At 71.7% G+C, this 17,245-nt stretch carries 14 protein-coding genes; 4 read left to right on the forward strand and 10 right to left on the reverse strand.

All coding sequences use genetic code 11. The annotated features are described in order from the left end of the window. The first annotated feature begins 253 nt into the window (after positions 1–253). A complete protein-coding gene (locus AB0K10_RS24295; RefSeq protein WP_363686973.1) occupies positions 254–1,132 on the forward strand; it encodes a peptidylprolyl isomerase in 879 nt (292 codons plus the stop codon). Between the two features lie 59 nt (positions 1,133–1,191). Further along, positions 1,192–2,031 carry a peptidylprolyl isomerase gene (locus AB0K10_RS24300; protein ID WP_363686975.1) on the forward strand — a complete coding sequence of 280 codons (840 nt, stop codon included), beginning with the start codon at positions 1,192–1,194 and terminating at the stop codon, positions 2,029–2,031. Positions 2,032–2,095: 64 nt separating this feature from the next. Here the strand turns inward: AB0K10_RS24300 and AB0K10_RS24305 are convergent, their stop codons facing one another. The 8 genes from AB0K10_RS24305 to ruvC form a co-directional block, all read right to left on the reverse strand. Beyond that, positions 2,096–4,624 carry a RelA/SpoT family protein gene (locus AB0K10_RS24305; RefSeq protein WP_363686977.1) on the reverse strand — a complete coding sequence of 843 codons (2,529 nt, stop codon included), beginning with the start codon at positions 4,622–4,624 and terminating at the stop codon, positions 2,096–2,098. A gap of 168 nt (positions 4,625–4,792) precedes the next feature. Next, the gene (locus AB0K10_RS24310) at positions 4,793–5,359 is read right to left on the reverse strand and encodes an adenine phosphoribosyltransferase (RefSeq protein WP_363686979.1); all 567 of its coding nucleotides are present in this window, start codon (positions 5,357–5,359) and stop codon (positions 4,793–4,795) included. A 104-nt stretch (positions 5,360–5,463) separates the two neighbouring features. Beyond that, a complete protein-coding gene (gene secF / locus AB0K10_RS24315; protein WP_363686981.1) occupies positions 5,464–6,657 on the reverse strand; it encodes a protein translocase subunit SecF in 1,194 nt (397 codons plus the stop codon). A 1-nt stretch (position 6,658) separates the two neighbouring features. Further along, a complete protein-coding gene (gene secD, locus AB0K10_RS24320; protein ID WP_363686983.1) occupies positions 6,659–8,602 on the reverse strand; it encodes a protein translocase subunit SecD in 1,944 nt (647 codons plus the stop codon). A 269-nt stretch (positions 8,603–8,871) separates the two neighbouring features. After that, entirely contained in the window at positions 8,872–9,210 is a 339-nt protein-coding gene (gene yajC / locus AB0K10_RS24325) for a preprotein translocase subunit YajC (protein WP_007458273.1), read from the reverse strand. Between the two features lie 138 nt (positions 9,211–9,348). Further along, positions 9,349–10,416 (reverse strand): Holliday junction branch migration DNA helicase RuvB, encoded by a 1,068-nt coding sequence (gene ruvB / locus AB0K10_RS24330; RefSeq protein ID WP_363686985.1) that lies wholly within the window; start codon positions 10,414–10,416, stop codon positions 9,349–9,351. A gap of 28 nt (positions 10,417–10,444) precedes the next feature. Next, positions 10,445–11,047, reverse strand: a complete 603-nt coding sequence (gene ruvA / locus AB0K10_RS24335; protein WP_354856024.1) for a Holliday junction branch migration protein RuvA — start codon at positions 11,045–11,047, stop codon at positions 10,445–10,447. Then, positions 11,044–11,571 carry a crossover junction endodeoxyribonuclease RuvC gene (ruvC, locus tag AB0K10_RS24340; RefSeq protein WP_363686987.1) on the reverse strand — a complete coding sequence of 176 codons (528 nt, stop codon included), beginning with the start codon at positions 11,569–11,571 and terminating at the stop codon, positions 11,044–11,046. Before ruvC ends, ruvA begins: the two co-directional genes overlap by 4 nt. Before the next feature lie 511 nt (positions 11,572–12,082). Here ruvC and AB0K10_RS24345 point away from each other — a divergent pair. Next, positions 12,083–12,865 carry a 3-hydroxybutyrate dehydrogenase gene (locus AB0K10_RS24345; protein WP_363686989.1) on the forward strand — a complete coding sequence of 261 codons (783 nt, stop codon included), beginning with the start codon at positions 12,083–12,085 and terminating at the stop codon, positions 12,863–12,865. A gap of 14 nt (positions 12,866–12,879) precedes the next feature. Then, positions 12,880–14,799 (forward strand): helix-turn-helix domain-containing protein, encoded by a 1,920-nt coding sequence (locus AB0K10_RS24350; protein ID WP_363686991.1) that lies wholly within the window; start codon positions 12,880–12,882, stop codon positions 14,797–14,799. Between the two features lie 146 nt (positions 14,800–14,945). Here the strand turns inward: AB0K10_RS24350 and AB0K10_RS24355 are convergent, their stop codons facing one another. Together AB0K10_RS24355 and AB0K10_RS24360 are read right to left on the reverse strand one after the other, a co-directional pair. Beyond that, a complete protein-coding gene (locus AB0K10_RS24355; RefSeq protein ID WP_363686993.1) occupies positions 14,946–15,554 on the reverse strand; it encodes a TetR/AcrR family transcriptional regulator in 609 nt (202 codons plus the stop codon). Between the two features lie 11 nt (positions 15,555–15,565). Then, a complete protein-coding gene (locus AB0K10_RS24360) occupies positions 15,566–17,134 on the reverse strand; it encodes an MFS transporter (protein WP_363686995.1) in 1,569 nt (522 codons plus the stop codon). Positions 17,135–17,245 lie beyond the last annotated feature (111 nt).

Here is a 17,245-nt window from a genome sequence, read left to right on the forward strand (position 1 = left end):
TCTCCGTCGAGCTGTCGTCCTGAGCAGCCTAACCGGCGGCGCGAGCGCGTTTGGCGCGTCCGCCCCCGCGGCCCCATCCGACACAGTGACATCGCACGATATGGGCTGCTGGCGGCGGGATGGACCTCGTACACCACATTCCCAGTCACTAGCCGTACACTCTGGCGGGCGTGTGGCGTGGCACACGCGACGCCCGGACGGGCCGGGGTACCCGGCCGCCGGTGACGACCAGGCAGAGGAAAGGGGAGCACCTGTGGCTTCCAGCAGGGACCGGCAGCGCAAACTCGCGCGGGCCAAGCTCGACCGGCAGTTGGCTCGCCGGGCCGCCGCCACGCGGCGCCGCCGGCAGATCCAGGCCGGTGTGGGCGCCTTCCTGGTCCTCGCGGTGATCGTGGCCGGCTCGGCCTGGGCGCTCGGGGCGTTCGACTCCGACCCGAAGCAGAACACGGCCGCGTCCGACACCTGCCTCTGGACGCCACAGGACGCGAGCGCCAACACCAACCTCAAGGACGTCGGCACGCCGGCGACCAAGGACCTGCCGACCGACGGCACGCGGGCGATGACAGTCACCACCAACCAGGGTGCGCCGGTCACCGCCGAGCTGAACCTGACCAACTCCCCGTGCGCGGCGGCGAGCATCGCCCACCTGGCGAGCCGGTCGTTCTACGACAACACCAAGTGCCACGAGATCACCGCCGACGGCGCGCTGCGCTGCGGTGACCCCAGCGGCACCGGCCTCGGCGGTCCGACCTACTCGTTCTACGACGAGGACGTACCGACCGTGCCGTCGGCCTCGCCGTCGGCCAGCCCGGCGCCCGGCCAGCCGCCGACGTACCCCAAGGGCACTGTGGCGATGATCTCGAACCCGCCGGGTGCCAACGGCAGCCAGTTCCTGATCTTCTTCAAGGACTTCACCACCACGGACCCGAAGTACCCGGTGATCGGCAAGGTGACCGGTGGGCTCGACGTGGTGGAGAAGATCGGCGCCCAGCCGACCGTGGACAATGGGACCGGGGCCAAGGTCAAGCCCAAGACCGACGTGGTGATCCAGAGCCTCACGGTCGGCGAGCCGACCACCGGCGCGGCACCGGCGTCGTCCGGCGCACCGGCCAGCAGCCCGAGCGCCGGGTGACCGGTCGCCCCACCCCACCCGAGCGGCACCCCGCAGCAAACAGCCAGGAGGATCCAGGCGTGACGTCCACCAGAGAGCGGCAGCGCGCGGCGGCACGCGCCCGACTCGAGAAGGAGATGGCCGAGCGCTCGGCCAAGGCCCGCAAGCGCCGCCAGACGCAGGCGATCGTCGGGGCCGCCGCCGTGCTGGTGCTCGTGGTCGCCGGCACCGTCTGGCTGGTCACGACCCTCGGCGGCGACGACGACAAGAGCGGCACCGCCGCCTCGCAGTCCGGCGCCAGGGAGTGCGTCTACAACGCGATGCCCACCGACCAGCGGCCCCCGCAGATCAAGGACGTCGGGACGCCCAGCAACCAGCAGTCGGGCACCGGCGTGCAGACCATGACGATCACCACCAACCTGGGCCCGATCACGGCCAAGGTCGACAGGTCGCAGGTGCCGTGCACGGCGGGTGCGTTCAGCTACCTGGCGGAGAAGAACTTCTTCGACAACAGCAAGTGCCACCGCCTGGTGACCGAGGGCATCAAGGTGCTGCAGTGCGGTGACCCGAGCGCCACCGGCAAGGGCTGGCGGGACACCGACGGCACGGGTGGCCCGAGCTTCCGGCTGCCCGAGGAGAACCTGCCCACCGACAAGCGGCCGCCGTACCCGGAGGGCGTCATCGCGATGGCCAACTCCGGCCAGCCGGGCAGCACCGGAAGCCAGTTCTTCATCGTCTACGGCGACTCGCCGCTGGACCCGGCGTACACGGTGCTGGGCACCGTCACCGGCGGCATGGACATCGTCAAGGACGTGGCCAAGGCCGGCGACGACGGGGCGTTCGCCAAGCAGGCCGGTGGCGGCCACCCGAAGAAGGAGGTCGTGATCACCGACCTCACGATGAGCGCGCCGCAGGGCTGAGACCCGCGCAACGAAGCGCCCGCCGGCTGAGCCGGCGGGCGCTTCCGTGTGCGGGGTACGGGGTTCAGGCGCCCGAGGTGACCCGGTACGCGTCGAAGACCCCGTCGACCTTGCGGACGGTGGCCAGCAGGTGGCCCAGGTGCTTCGGGTCGGCCATCTCGAAGCTGAACCGGCTCACCGCCACCCGGTCGCGGGTGGTGGTGACCGTCGCGGACAGGATGTTGACCCGCTCGTCGGAGAGCACCCGGGTCACGTCGGCGAGCAGCTTGTGCCGGTCCAGAGCCTCGACCTGGATCGCCACCAGGAACGTGGAGGCGGACGTGAGCTTCCAACTCACCTCGACCACCCGCTCGGCCTGCGCCCGCAGGTCCTCGGCGTTGGCGCAGTCGTCGCGGTGCACACTCACCCCGCCGGAGCGGGTGACGAAGCCGAACACCGAGTCCGGTGGGACCGGGGTGCAGCAGCGGGCCAGCTTGATCCAGACGTCGCTGACGCCGCGGACCACCACGCCGGGGTCGCTGCTGCTCTGCCGGCTGCGCGGCGGCCGGGTGGCGACGGCGGTCTCGGCGATGTCCTCCGCCGCGCCCTCCTCGCCGCCGTACGCGGCCATCAGCTTCTGCACCACCGACTGCGCCGAAACCTGGCTGTCGCCGACCGCCGCGTACAGCGACGCCACGTCGGCGAGGTGCAGGTCCCGGGCGATCGACATCAGCGCGTCGGAGGTGAGCATCCGCTGCAACGGCATGCCCTGCTTGCGCATCGCCTTGACGATCGCGTCCTTACCGGCCTCGATCGCCTCCTCGCGCCGCTCCTTGTTGAAGTACTGGCGGATCTTGGTGCGCGCGCGGGGGCTCTTGACGAAGCCCAGCCAGTCCTGTGTGGGGCCGGCGGTCTCGGACTTGGACGTGAAGATCTCGATCACGTCGCCGTTGGACAGCGTCGATTCGAGGGGCACCAGCTTGCCGTTGACCCGCGCGCCGATGCACTTGTGCCCGACCTCGGTGTGCACCGCGTACGCGAAGTCCACGGGCGTCGACCCGGTCGGCAGCGGGATGACGTCACCCTTCGGGGTGAAGACGTACACCTCCTGGCTGGACAGGTCGAAGCGCAGCGCGTCCAGGAACTCGCTCGGGTCGGCCGCCTCCCGCTGCCAGTCCAGCAGCTGCCGCAGCCAGGTCATCTCGTCGATGTGCGCCGGCGGGCCGACGATCTGGGTGCCCTTGTGCTCCTTGTACTTCCAGTGCGCGGCGATGCCGAACTCGGCGGTGCGGTGCATCGCGTACGTGCGGATCTGCATCTCCACCGGCTTGCCGGTGGGCCCGATGACAGTCGTGTGCAATGACTGGTACATGTTGAACTTGGGCATCGCGATGTAGTCCTTGAACCGCCCCGGCACCGGCTGCCAGTTGGCGTGGATCACGCCGAGCGCCGCGTAGCAGTCCCGCACGGTGTCGACCAGGATCCGGACGCCGACCAGGTCGTAGATGTCGTTGAAGTCGCGACCCCGCACGATCATCTTCTGGTAGATCGAGTAGAGGTGCTTCGGCCGACCGGTCGTCTCCGCCTTGATCTTGGCGGCCTTCAGGTCGGTGCCGACCTTCTGCGTCACCTGTCGCAGCAGCGACTCCCGCTGCGGCTGGTGCTCGCCGATCAGCCGGTTGATCTCCTCGAAGCGCTTGGGGAACAGCGTGCCGAACGCCAGGTCCTCCAGCTCCCACTTGATCGTGTTCATACCGAGCCGGTGGGCCAGCGGCGCGAGGATCTCCAGCGTCTCCTTGGCCTTCTGCTCCTGCTTGGGGCGGGGCAGGAAGGTCAACGTCCGCATGTTGTGCATCCGGTCGGCCAGCTTTATCACCAGCACCCGCGGATCCTTGGCCATCGCCACGACCATCTTGCGGATCGTCTCGGCCTTGGCGGCGTCGCCCAGCTTGACCTTGTCGAGCTTCGTGACGCCGTCGACAAGCAGGGCGACCTCGCCACCGAAGTCGGCGCGCATCGCGTCGAGGGTGTATTCGGTGTCCTCGATGGTGTCGTGCAGCAGCGCGGCCACCAGGGTGGTGGTGTCCATCCCCAGGTTGCCGAGGATGGTGGCGACGGCGAGCGGGTGGGTGATGTACGGATCGCCGGACTTGCGGTACTGCCCGGAGTGCCACCGCGCGGCCGTGTCGAAGGCACGCTGCAGCAGCCGTGCATCGGCCTTCGGGTGGTTTTCCCGGTGGCTCGCGATGAGCGGCTCCAGCACCTCGCTGACCTGCGAGGTCTGCCAGGGCGCGTTGAACCGGGCCAGCCGGGCGCGTACCCGACGACCGGTGGGCGCGTTGGACAACGCGAAGCCACCGCTCGGCGACGGGTCGACGTCCGCGTCGGTCGGGAACGGGACCACTACCCCGTCGGCGCCCGGGGGCGCCTCGGTGGTGGGGCCCGCCGCGACGCCGGTCGGAGCCGTCGCGCCATCGGCAGGAGAGCTGCCGGAACCGTTGTCGGTGCCCGTCACCCGGGCCGGCGCGTCGCCGTTCCGGTCGGTCACCGAGCCGTCAGCGTCGCCTGTGGGGTGCACCGTGCCCTCCGCCGGAGGGACGACATCGTGGGACACCGGCCTCCTCACCGCTCGCCGGAAACACACCGGCCGAACCTCGGCCGGCCTGGTCGCGCTCGCCGGACGGTGTACCGCCGGCGTCAGCAAAGGGCAATGCTACCCGCACGGACGGTCGGGTGCCGCTCCGCCGGACGGTCGGCCTGACCTCCGCCCGGCGGGCCGGGATCAAACGGTCAACAGGGCATGCACAGGACGTGGGGCAAGCCGCTCGCGCGCTCCCAGGAAGCCGAGCTCCAGCAGCACGGTGAAGCCCGTGACAGTTCCGCCGGCCCGCTCGACCAGGTCCAGCGTCGCCTCGGCGGTGCCGCCGGTGGCCAGCACGTCGTCGACGACAAGCACCCGGTGGCCGGCCGTGAAGGCGTCCTCGTGCACCTCCAGGGTCGCCTCGCCGTACTCGAGGGCGTACGACACCGAGTGCGCCGGGCGGGGCAGCTTGCCGGCCTTGCGCACCGGCACCACGCCCACCCCGGCCGCGTACGCGACAGCCGCCGCGACGACGAAGCCGCGCGCCTCGATACCCACCACCACGTCGAAGCCGTCCCGCCCGTGGTACGCGACGATCCCGTCGATCACCTCACGGAACGCCTTGCCGTCGGCGAACAGCGGCATCAGGTCCTTGAACAGGACACCGGGCTTGGGGAAGTCCGGCACGTCCAGCACCCGGCTGGCCACCAACCGGGCGGCCTCCGGGCCGCTGTCCCCGCGCGCCGCGGTGCTGTGGGTCTCCGTCACGGCTGTTCCGCTTCCCTTCCAACGACGACGGCGTCCGGCATGCTGCTCGCACAGCATGCCGGACGCCGTTCAGGCGTTTCCTCCCGGGTCGGCCCCGGGGCCGATCAGCGCCGCTTGGCGCCACCCGGCCGGTTGCCGCCGCCGCCGGGGCGGCCACCCCGGACACCGGTGGGCCGCTTGCCCGCCGGCCGCGCGCCCACCTTCGGGGCGGCGCCGGCCAGCGCGGCGGAATCCGGGTCGAGCGGCGCGTCGGCCACCTCGCCGTCGACCGGGGCCGGGGCACCCTTGCCGCTGACCTCGCCACGGCTCGGCGCACCCCGGCGGGCCTGCACCCGCTTGTTGTGCGCCTGGATGCGCGGGTCGTAGTTCTTCAGCAGCGCCAGCAGCGGCGTCGCCACCAGGATGGAGGTCAGGAACGCCACCGCCATACCGACGAACAGCACCAGGCCGAGGTCCTTCAGCGTGCCGGCGCCGAGCAGACCGGCGCCGATGAAGAGCAGACCACCGACGGGCAGCAGGGCCACCACCGAGGTGTTCAGCGACCGCATGAGGCTCTGGTTGACAGCCAGGTTGGCCGCCTCGCCGTACGTCAGGTTGTTGTTGGCGGTGATGCCCCGGGTGTTCTCCTGCACCTTGTCGAAGACCACCACCACGTCGTAGAGCGCGAAGCCCAGGATCGTGAGGAAGCCGATGATCGTCGACGGCGTGACCTCGAAGCCGACAAGCGAGTAGATGCCGGCGGTGAGGATCAGGTTCGTGAACAGCGACGCCACCGCGGCGACCGCCATTCGCCACTCGAAGCGCAGGATCAGATAGACCATCACCAGCGCGATGAAGATGACCAGGCCGAGCAGGGCCCGCGAGGTGACCTGGCTGCCCCACGCCTCGCTGACCTGGTTGCCGCTGATCTGGCCCGCGTCGATGCCGAACCGCTTGGCGATGTCGGCCTTGACCGCGGTGGTCTGCTCCGCGCTGAGCTGACCGGTACGGAACTCGTACGAGTCGCCGCCCGTGCCGCCGACCTTCTGCGCGGTCGCCACCTCGGCGCCGCCGCCCTCGGCCGCGAGCGCCGCGTTTACCTGCTCCTCAGCCCTGTCCATGGTGCCGACGCTTGCCGGCACCTGGAACGAGTTGCCGCCGGCGAACTCGATGCCGAGGCTGAACCCGCGGATCGAGACGCTCAGGATCGCGATCAGGATCAGGATCCCGGCGACACCGAACCAGAGCTTGCGCCGACCGACGACGTTGAGACCGGCCTCGCCGTTGTAGAGGCGGCTCGCCAGACCGTTCTGAGCCATCTCAGGCCTCCTTGGCGCGCGGGTTGCGGGGCTGAGTCTGCTGGCTGCGGGCCGGAAGCGCTCGGCCCAGGCCGCTGACCCGCGGGGACAGGAACGCCCGGGTCCGGGCGAACATCGTCATGATCGGGTGCCGGAAGAGGAAGACCACGACCAGGTCCAGCACCGTGGCGAGGCCGAGGGCGAACGCGAAGCCCTTGACCGTGCCGACCGAGACCACGTAGAGCACCACCGCGGAGAGCAGGGTGATCGCGTTGGCCGAGATGATCGTCCGGCGGGCGCGGACCCAGGCGCGGGGCACCGCGCTGCGCGGGCTGCGCCCCTCCCGGATCTCGTCCTTGAGTCGTTCGAAGTAGATGACGAACGAGTCCGCCGCCACACCGAGCGAGACGATCATGCCGGCGATGCCGGCGAGCGTGAGCGTGAAGCCGATCTGCCGGCCCAGCACTACAAGCGCGCCGAAGACGAGCAGCGCGGACAGGATCAGGCTCAGGAAGATCACCGAGCCGAGCAGCCGGTAGTAGAAGAACGCGTAGATGATGACCAGCAGCATGCCGATGCCGGCGGCGAGCAGACCGGCCCGCAGGTGGCTGGCGCCCAGGGTCGCGGTGACGTTCTGCGACTCCTGCGGCTTGAAGGTCACCGGCAGCGCGCCGTAGCGGAGCTGGCCGGCGAGTGCGCTGGCGTCCTTCTGGGTGAAGCTGCCGGTGATCTGGGAGTTGCCGGTCAGCACAGCCTGGATCTCCGGGGAGGAGACGATCTCGTTGTCCAGCACGACGGCCACCCGGCACTTGCCGTCCTGGCCGAGAGCCGACGCGTCGCAGGCCTGGCCCTCGTTGGTGAACGACTCGCGGGTCAACGCGGTCCACTTGGCCTGGCCGTCACCGGTGAAGTCGAGGCTGACCACCCAGGCGTTGGTCTGGTCGAGCACCGCGTCGGCGTCGTCCACGTCGGTGCCGAGCACCTTGGCCTGGTCGAGCAGGTACTTCGAGGCGCCGCCCTCGCAGGCGACGACCTGCTGCTTCTCGGCCGAGATCGACGCCGGGGGGCGCTTGTCGAGCTGGGCGCAGCCGATCGTCGGCACGTTGAACTGCATCTGCGCCGGCAGCACGGCGACCTCCTGCGGCGACAGCGCGCTGAACGGCTTCAGCTTGTCGCCCAGCGACGGGTCGGCGCTCAGGTCGGCGGGAGCCTGCAAACCGCTGGCGGCCTGCCAGGCGGCGGCGCCGACCTTCTGCTCGACGGCCTTGCGCTGCTCCTCGACGCTCGCCGACACCGGCTCGGCGCTGGCGGACGGCGCGGCGGCACTCGCCGGAGCCGAGGCAGAGGCCGAAGCCGAGGGGGCCGGCGTGGCGCTGGCGGACGGCGCGGGCGCCATCCCGCCCTGCCCACCGCTGGCCGACGGGCTCACCTTCGCCGCGCCGCTTGCCGGCGTGCTCACCTTCGGCGCGCCGCTGCCCGACGGGGTCGCCGAGGGAGCGCCGGACGGGGTGACGCTGCCCGGCGGGGCCCCCGTGGGAGCGGGCGGCGCTGCGGCCGTACCGCTGCCGTCGGCGGCCTTGAGCACCTTGCGGAAGCGCAGCTCGGCGGCGCTGCCCACCTCGTCGAGGTTCCGGTTCTCACCGGGCAGGGAGATGACGATGTTCCGGTTGCCCTCGGTGACCACCTCGGCCTCGGCCACGCCGAGCCCGTTGACCCGGTTCTCGATGATCTGCCGGGCCTCCTCGAGGTTCTCGGCCGTCGGGGGCTTGCCGTCGACGTTGTTGGTCGCCTCCAGCGTCATCCGGGTGCCGCCGATCAGGTCCAGGCCGAGCTTGGGCTCCAGCCGGTCCTTGAAGCTGCCGCTGGCGCCGCCCGAGAAGAACACCAAAAGATAGAGGACGACGAAGATGAACCCGAGCACGGCGAGCTGCCGGCCGGGTCGCATCTGTCCCTGAGGTGGTGCCACGGTTGTCCTGTCTCCCTGTACGGTCGCGCCGCTGCGCGCGGCGGCGGCGAGTGTCGGGCCGGGGGTCCCGGCCAACGGGTCTGACCTGGCCGACGGGGGTGCCGGCACGCTGACCGGACGCGCCGACGTGGGACGCCGACGGTCACGGGAACGTGCCGACGCCCGGCGTCGACCCAACTATCCAGTTTTCACATCGCGTCCGCTGCCCCGTCGGGCGCGGTGGCTCCGAGCGCCGGTCGCCTGGCCGTACGCCAGGACCGCCGCCCGGATCAGTCCTTGACGGTGTCCGCGTCCTCGGTGACCGGCTCGCTCGGCAACTCCGCGCGGGTAACCACCCGGGCGATGGCCGGCCGCGCGTAGCGGGTCTGCACGCCCGGAGCGATCTCGAGCAGAACGGCGTCGTCCTCGACGCCGGTGACCGTGCCGTAGAGCCCACCGATCGTGACGACCTCGTCGCCCGGACCCAGCCCGGACTGCATGGCCTCCGCGTCGCGGCGACGCTTCTGCTGCGGACGGATCATCATGAAGTACATGACGCCGAAGAGCAGGACGATCATCAGGATCGGCGTGAAGCCGCCGGCCCCACCACCCGCTGCAAGGTATTGCACGGTTACTGCCTTCCCATTGGCCACCGTCCCGGCACGAGGGTGCCGGAGCGGAGGCGGATTCTCACATCCTGTACAGACCGCGGCGAAGTCTAATCCCTGCACCTGAGAACACCGAATGCGGCACAGATCACGTTCACATCACGGCTGATCGGTGTCCTGGGAGAACAGATCGGGCGCAGACGGGACATCCATCCCAAATGTACCATTCGGCGGCGTACGCCCCAGGTGCCGCCAGGCGGCCTCCGTGGCGACCCGGCCCCGCGGGGTACGAGCCAACAGGCCGGCCCGCACCAGGAACGGCTCGCAGACCTCCTCGACGGTGTCCGGCTGCTCCCCCACCGCGACGGCGAGGGTGGACAACCCGACTGGACCGCCCCGGAACGAATCCACCAGCGCGGTCAGCACCGCCCGGTCCAGCCGGTCCAGGCCCAGCGCGTCGACGTCGTACACCGTCAACGCCTTGCGGGCGGTGCCCAGGGTGACCACACCGTCGGCCCGGACCTCGGCGTAGTCGCGGACGCGGCGCAGCAGCCGGTTGGCGATCCGGGGTGTGCCCCGGGACCGGCCCGCGATCTCTGCCGCGCCGTCAGCGGTGATCGGCACGCCGAGGATGCGCGCCGACCGGTGCAGCAGCGTCTCCAGGTCCGCCGGGGCGTAGAAGTCGAGGTGCGCCACGAAGCCGAACCGGTCCCGCATGGGCCCGGTCAACAGACCCGAGCGGGTGGTCGCGCCGACCAGGGTGAACGGCTCGACGTCCAGCGGGATCGCCGTCGCCCCCGGACCCTTGCCCACGATCACGTCGACCCGGAAGTCCTCCATCGCGCTGTAGAGCAGCTCCTCCGCCGGCCGGGCGATCCGGTGGATCTCGTCGATGAAGAGCACGTCGCCCTCGGCGAGGCTGGTCAGGATCGCCGCCAGGTCGCCGGAACGCTCGATCGCCGGGCCGCTGGTCACCCGGATGCCCGCTCCCAGCTCCGCGGCGACGATGTTGGCCAGACTCGTCTTGCCCAGCCCGGGTGGCCCGGAGAGCAGGATGTGATCCGGGGGCGACCCCCGCCGCATCGCGCCCTGCAACAGCAGGTCGAGCTGATCGCGCACCCGGTCCTGGGCGATGAACTCGGCCAGCCGCCGGGGCCGCACGGTGGCCTCCGCGTCCCGGTCGGCATCACTGACGTACGCCGAGACGAGCCCGTCGGTATCGCTCACCGTGCCGCCTCCCGTCGCGGCCGGGCGGTCATCGGGTCCGACCCAGCAGGCGGATGGCCTGCTTGAGCAGGACCGGCACGGGCGGGGTGGCCCCGTCGATGGTCTCCGCCACGGCGGCCACGGCCTGGTCGGCCTGACCGGCCGTCCAGCCCAGGCCGACAAGCGCCTGGCGTACCTGATCGGGCCAGGCGCCGCCGGTCACGCCACCCACCCCGTCGGCGCCTATCGACACCGGGCCGATCCGGTCCCGCAATTCCAGCACCAGACGCTCGGCGCCCTTCTTGCCGATCCCCGGAACCCGGGTCAGCGCGGCGGTGTCGGCGTTGGCGATGGCCTTGCGGACCGCGTCCGGCGTGTGCACGGCCAGCACGGCCTGAGCCAGCCGCGGGCCGACCCCGCTGGCGGTCTGCAACAGCTCGAACAGCGCCTTGGCGTCGTCGTCGGCGAACCCGTAGAGGGTCAGCGAATCCTCCCGGACCACCAGGCTGGTGGCGAGCCGGGCCGGCTGCCCCACCCGCAGCTCCGCGAGCGTCCCGGGGGCGCAGTGCACGGCCAGGCCGACACCGCCGACCTCGATCACGGCCAGATCCGGACCCGTCGCGGTCACCGTGCCGCGCACGCTGGCGATCATCGTGCTCCTCCTCGTCGTGCCCGGTCGGCCGCGGCGGCCAGCTTGGAGCGGGTGCCACCGCGCCACACATGGCAGATGGCCAGGGCGAGCGCGTCAGCGGCGTCGGCCGGCTTCGGTGGCTCGTCCAGCCGCAGCAGCCGGGTCACCATGGTGGTCATCTGCGCCTTGTCGGCCTGACCGGAACCGGTCACCGCCGCCTTCACCTCGCTGGGGGTGTACGTCTGCACCGGCAGCCCCGCCCGCGCCCCGGCCAGCACGGCGATGCCGCTGGCCTGCGCGGTGCCCATCACCGTACGGACGTTGTGCTGGCTGAACACCCGCTCGACGGCGACGCTCTCCGGCTGATGCTCGGCGACCAGCTTGGTCAGCGACTGGTCCAGGTGCAGCAGGCGCAGCGCCAGGTCGTCGGCCGGGTCGGTGTAGACCACGTAGTAGGCGATGAGCCTGCAGGGGCGACCGGGCACGCCCTCGACGACGCCCACCCCACAGCGCGTCAACCCCGGGTCGACCCCCAGCACCCGCACGCCGCCCCCTCCCCCAGCCGTCAGCAGTACGTGTGTTCGACACCCTAACTGCCGCCCTTCCCACCGGCCCCACGGGACACGCCCTCGCCCCCTCGCCCCTTCGCCCCTTCGCCCCTCGCCTTCACCCCTCGCCCTCGCCCTCGCCCCTTCACCCCTCGCCCCCGCCCCCGCCAAGATCCGCGCAACTTCCCGGATGGTGCTGCCTCCGACAGCCGCGAGACAGCAACATCCCTGATATTGCGCGGATCTTGGCGACGGCCAGCGTGCCCAAGGGACCGAAGCGGGGTCTGGGCGCCGCCGGCCGTCAAGGTCGCGTTCGATCCTGGATGCGGTGGCCACGAAGCGTCAGGAAGCCACTACATCCAGGAGGTGGCGCGATCTTGCGGCGCGAGGCGTGGCGGGACGGGGGCGGAACGGGTGGCAGGGGGCGAGTGGGCCACACAGCAGTGGTACGGAGTATGTGTCGCTGCCCCATGTGCCGCAGGGCACACAGCTCGTAACTTCTTGCGCCATGACGGCAGAACCCGTGGCGGTCCCCCACGTCGTACAGGTCGACCTCGCCGGTCGGACCGCCCTGGTCACCGGGGGCGGCAGCGGCATCGGGCGGGCCTGTGCCCTGCGACTGGGCGCGGCCGGCGCCACGGTGCTCGTGGTGGACCGCAACCTGGAGGCGGCCAGGGCGGTGGCCGCCGAGGCAGGCGGACGCGCCGAGGGCGTGGACCTGGCCGACGCGGCGGCCGTGGACGCGCTCGACGTGGACGTGGACATCGTGGTCAACAACGCCGGGCTCCAACATGTGGCGCCGGTGCAGGACTTTCCCGTCGAGCGCTTCGAGTACATCCAGCGGGTGATGGTGGAGGCGCCGTTCCTGCTGATCCGCCGGGCGTTGCCGCACATGTACGCCAGGGGTTGGGGACGGATCATCAACATCTCCTCGGTGCACGGCCTGCGCGCCTCGCCGTACAAGGCGGCCTACGTCTCGGCGAAGCACGCCCTGGAAGGGCTGTCGAAGGTGGTGGCGCTCGAGGGCGCCGCGCACGGGGTGACCGCCAACTGCATCAACCCGGCGTACGTGCGGACGGCGCTGGTGGAGAGCCAGATCGCCGACCAGGCGGCCAGCCACGGCATCGGCGAGACCGAGGTGATCGAGAAGGTCATGCTGGCGCGGGCCGCCATCAAGCGGCTGATCGAGCCGGAGGAGGTGGCGGAGCTGCTGGCGTACCTCTGCGCGCCGCCGGCGGCCTTCATCACGGGCGCGTCGATCGCGCTCGACGGGGGCTGGACGGCCAACTAGTGGGCCTGAGCACAATGTCGACCATGTCGTCGCCGGTGGAGTTCCTCGAACTGCTCGCTCGCGAGGCCGCCGCGGTGGAGTTCGAGGGCCCGTTGGTGGCCGCGCGCGCCGCCGGGATGCCCGCCGACCGGCTGGCCGAGCTGGAGCAGGCCAAGACGGTGGCGTTGCGGGTCCGCGCGCTGCTGGAGCGCCGCCGCCGCCGCGAGACCGAGCTGTCCGGCCTGTACGACACGGTCAGCGACCTGGCCGGGCTGCGCGACCTGGACGACGTGCTGCGGGCGATCGTGCACCGGGCCCGCAACCTGCTCGGCGCCGACGTGGCGTACATGACGCTCAACGACGACGAGCGCGGCGACACCTACATGCGGGTGACCGACGGGTCCGTGTCGGCCCGCTTCCAGCGGCTGCGGCTGCCGATGGGCGCCGGCCTCGGTGGCCTGGTGGCCCAGTCCGGCGCCCCGTACGTCACCGCGAACTACGGCGAGGACGCGCGCTTCCACCACACCGGGGAGATCGACGCCGGCGTGGGTGAGGAGGGCCTGGTGGCGATCCTCGGGGTGCCGCTGCGACTCGGCTCCACCTCGATCGGGGTGCTGTACTCGGCCAACCGCTCGGCCCGGCCGTTCGCCCGGGAGGAGGTGGCGCTGCTGGTCTCCCTCGCCGCGCACGCCGCGGTGGCGATCGACACGGCTCGGCTGCTGGCCGAGACCCGCTCGGCCCTGGCCGAGTTGTCGGCTGCCAACACCACCATCCGGGCGCACAGCAGTTCGGTGGAGCGGGCCGCGGCGGCGCACGACCGGATGACGGCGCTGGTGCTGCGCGGTGGCGGGGTGGAGGACGTGGCGGCGGCGGTGACCGACGTGCTGGGCGGGGCGCTGCTGGCGTTGGACGCCCAGGGCCGGTTGCTGGCCCGGGTGGGAGAGATCGACGAGCCGGACCGGGCGGACATCGTCGAGGCGGTGGCCGCGTCGCGTACGGAGGGACGCAGCGTGCGCCGCGGCCCGCTCTGGTACGCGGCGGTGGTGGCCGGCGCGGAGAACCTGGGCGCGTTGGTGCTGCGTCCCGACGACGAGTTGGTCGACGCCGACCAGCGGATCCTGGAGCGGGCGGCGCTGGTGACCGCGCTGCTGCTGCTGTTCCGCCGGACCGTGGCCGAGGCGGAGGGTCGGGTCCGTGGCGAGTTGCTCGACGACCTGATCGCCCGGCCGCTGCGGGACACCGACGCGCTGCGCAGTCGGGCGCGTCGGCTCGGCGTGGACCTGGACGCGCCGCACGTGCTGGTGGCGGTGGGCGAGGACGCGATCGCGGCGACCGGCTCGGCTCGGCAGCGGGTGCTCTCCTGGGCCACCACGTACGCCTCGGCGCGCGGTGGTCTGGCCGCGGCGCGCGACGGTCGGGTGGTCCTGATGCTGCCCGGTCAGGATGCCGGCGGCAGCGCCCGCGCGGTGGCGCGTGACCTGTCGCGGGTGACGGGCCGGCCGGTGACCGCCGGGGCGAGCGGCCCGTCGACCGGGCCGGGGACGCTGGCCGCGACGTTCCACGAGGCGGACCGCTGCCTGACGGCGCTGGGTGCGCTGGGCCGCGCCGGTCAGGGGGCCAGCACCGCGGAGCTGGGCTTCGTCGGGCTGTTGCTGGGCACGGTCGGTGACCGGGGTGAGAGGGACGTGGCCCAGTTCCTCACCGCCACGGTCGGGCCGGTGGTCGACTACGACGCCCGGCGCGGGACGGCGCTGGTGAAGACGCTGGAGGCGTATTTCGGGGTGGGCGGCAGCCTGGCCCGGGCCGCCGAGCAGTTGCACGTACACGTCAACACGGTGACCCAGCGGTTGGAGCGGGTCGGGCAGCTGCTCGGCGCGGACTGGCAGCGGCCCGAGCGGGCGTTGGAGGTGCAGTTGGCGCTGCGCCTGCACCGCCTGCGCGCCTCGAACGCCTGACCTCGGACCGCCGCGCCCCCGCCTGCCGCCGGCGTCCACCGGGACGGCCGACACCCGCGCCCGCCGGCCGGCGCGGAGCGCAGCCACCCCCTGGCAGCCCGGGTCCACCGGGGCCGGACCGGTCGGTCCGTGCCCGGTGGGCCGGGTCAGCGGGTCAGGATGCCCGCCAGCACCGCGTCGACGACCTGCTCCGGAAGGGTCTGCTCGTTCAGCTCCGGGTTCCACTGCAGCACCCGCTGGATCAGCATCGGCCCGGTGAGCAACGCCATGGTCACCTCGATGTCGAGGTCGGGCCGGAGCAATCCCTCGCTGATGCCCCGTCGGAGCACCTCGCGCATGAGCTGCCGGCGCGGGGCGATGATGTTCTGGTACAGGCGGAAGTGGTCCGGGCTGCGGTTCACCTCCGGCACCAGGCAGGGCATGATCTTCGACGCCCGCGGGTCGACGTTCTTCCCGATGGCGCCGACCAGCAGGATCAGATCGTCCCGCAGCGAGTGCCCCTCGGGCTGCGGCAGGATGCCCTTGAGCCGGCGCAGCGCGTCCAGCAGCAGCGCGTCCTTGCCGGCCCAGCGGCGGTAGATGGTGGCCTTGCCGACGCCGGCGCGGGCGGCGATCGCCTCGATGGAGAGCGCCTCGATGGTGCTGCCCTCGGCGAGCAGGTCGAGCGTCGCCTCGATGATCGCCTCGTCGGCGCGGAGGCTCCGCGGTCGCCCAGGCGACCGCGGAGCATCGGCGGTGGAGGTCATGTCGGACATCGTCGAAGAACCTAGGCCGTCCCGGCCAGCTCGGGCTCGGCGGCGGGCGCCGCCGACGCCGGAGCCAGGGCGTCGCGACCCGGCATCCAGCGCAGCACCACAAGCATGCCGAGGGCCGCGACGATCGCGGAGAGCGCCGCCGCCCAGTGCATGGCGGTGACGAAGGCGTCGTTGGCCGCCGAGATCAGTGTCGGCGCCGCCGGGCCAAGATTTCCGGCGGCCGCGTACGCCCCGGAGATCGACTCGTTGGCCGCGTCGCGGGCCTGCGCGGGCAGGCCGGTCAGCGCGTCGCCCACGTCGCTGCGGTAGACAGCGGAGAGCACCGAGCCGAGGACCGCCACGCCGAGCGCGCCGGCCACCTGGCGGACGGTGTTGCTCACCGCGGAGCCCACGCCGGCCTTCTCACGGGGCAGCGCCGACATGATGGACTCGGTGGCCGGCGGCATGATGTTGGCCATCCCGACACCCTGGATGAAGAAGACGACAAGCACGACCCAGATCGGGGTGGACGCGCCGATGAAGGCGAACGCGGCCAGTGCCACCACGGTGAGTCCCAGTCCGACGGCGGCGACCGCGCGGCCGCCGTAGCGGCGGACCATCGCCGCGCTGCGCGGCGCGAAGATCAGCTGTGCGCCGGCGAAGGGCAGGAAGAGCAGGCCGGTCTGGAGCGGGCTGTAGTCGCGCACCAGCTGCAGGTAGAAGGAGCTGAAGAACATCACGCCCATCGCGGCGAAGAACACCAGGCCGACGATCGCCACCGGCGCGGCGAACCGGGGCACCTTGAACAGACGGACGTCCAGCGACGGGTGTTCGGCGCGCAGCTCGTGCCGAACGAACCAGGCCAGCACGGCGAGGCCCACCAGAATCGAGCCCCAGGCCAGCGGACGGTCGAAGCCGTGCTCGCCGCCGTCGATGATGCCGTAGGAGAGGGCCACCAGGCCGACCACGGAGAGCAGGACGCCGAGCACGTCGACGCGGCCGGGGCGCGGGTCACGCGACTCGGGAACCAGCAGCGCCACCAGGACCACGCCGGCGACGACCACCGGGACATTGATCAGGAAGACCGAACCCCACCAGAAGTGCTCCAGCAGCGTGCCGCCGAGGATCGGGCCGACCGCCACGGCCAGGCCGACCGCACCGGCCCAGACGCCGATGGCCCGGCCGCGCTCCCGCGGGTCGAAGACGTTGGAGATGATCGACAGCGTCACCGGCATGATGGCCGCGCCGCCGACCCCCATCAGGGCGCGGGCCGCGATGAGCTGACCGGGGCTCTGGGCGTACGCCGAGAGCAGTGACGCCAGCCCGAACAGGACCAGCCCGATCATCAGGAAGCGCTTGCGGCCGGACCGGTCACCGAGCACCCCGAAGGTGAACAGCAGCCCGGCGAAGACCAGCGTGTAGGAGTTGATGGACCACTCCAGCTCGCCCTGGCTGGCCCCGAGGCCGTGCACCGGGTCGGCCAGCGTGCGCAGGGCCACGTTGAGGATCGTGTTGTCGAGGACGACGACGAGGAGGCTGATCACCAGCACCCCCAGGATCGCCCACCTCCTCGGGTGTCCCGTGTTGTCGTGCAGTTCCATGCCCGGTTCTCCCCCCGGTTGCACCCGTCGTGCAATACGATACGGGCCAGTCTCGTAACGCAGACAGCCTAAGGGCAGGCATTAACGATACGGAACCGATCCGTATCGTAT

The organism is Micromonospora sp. NPDC049274, from assembly GCF_040678875.1.
Taxonomy (GTDB): domain Bacteria; phylum Actinomycetota; class Actinomycetes; order Mycobacteriales; family Micromonosporaceae; genus Micromonospora.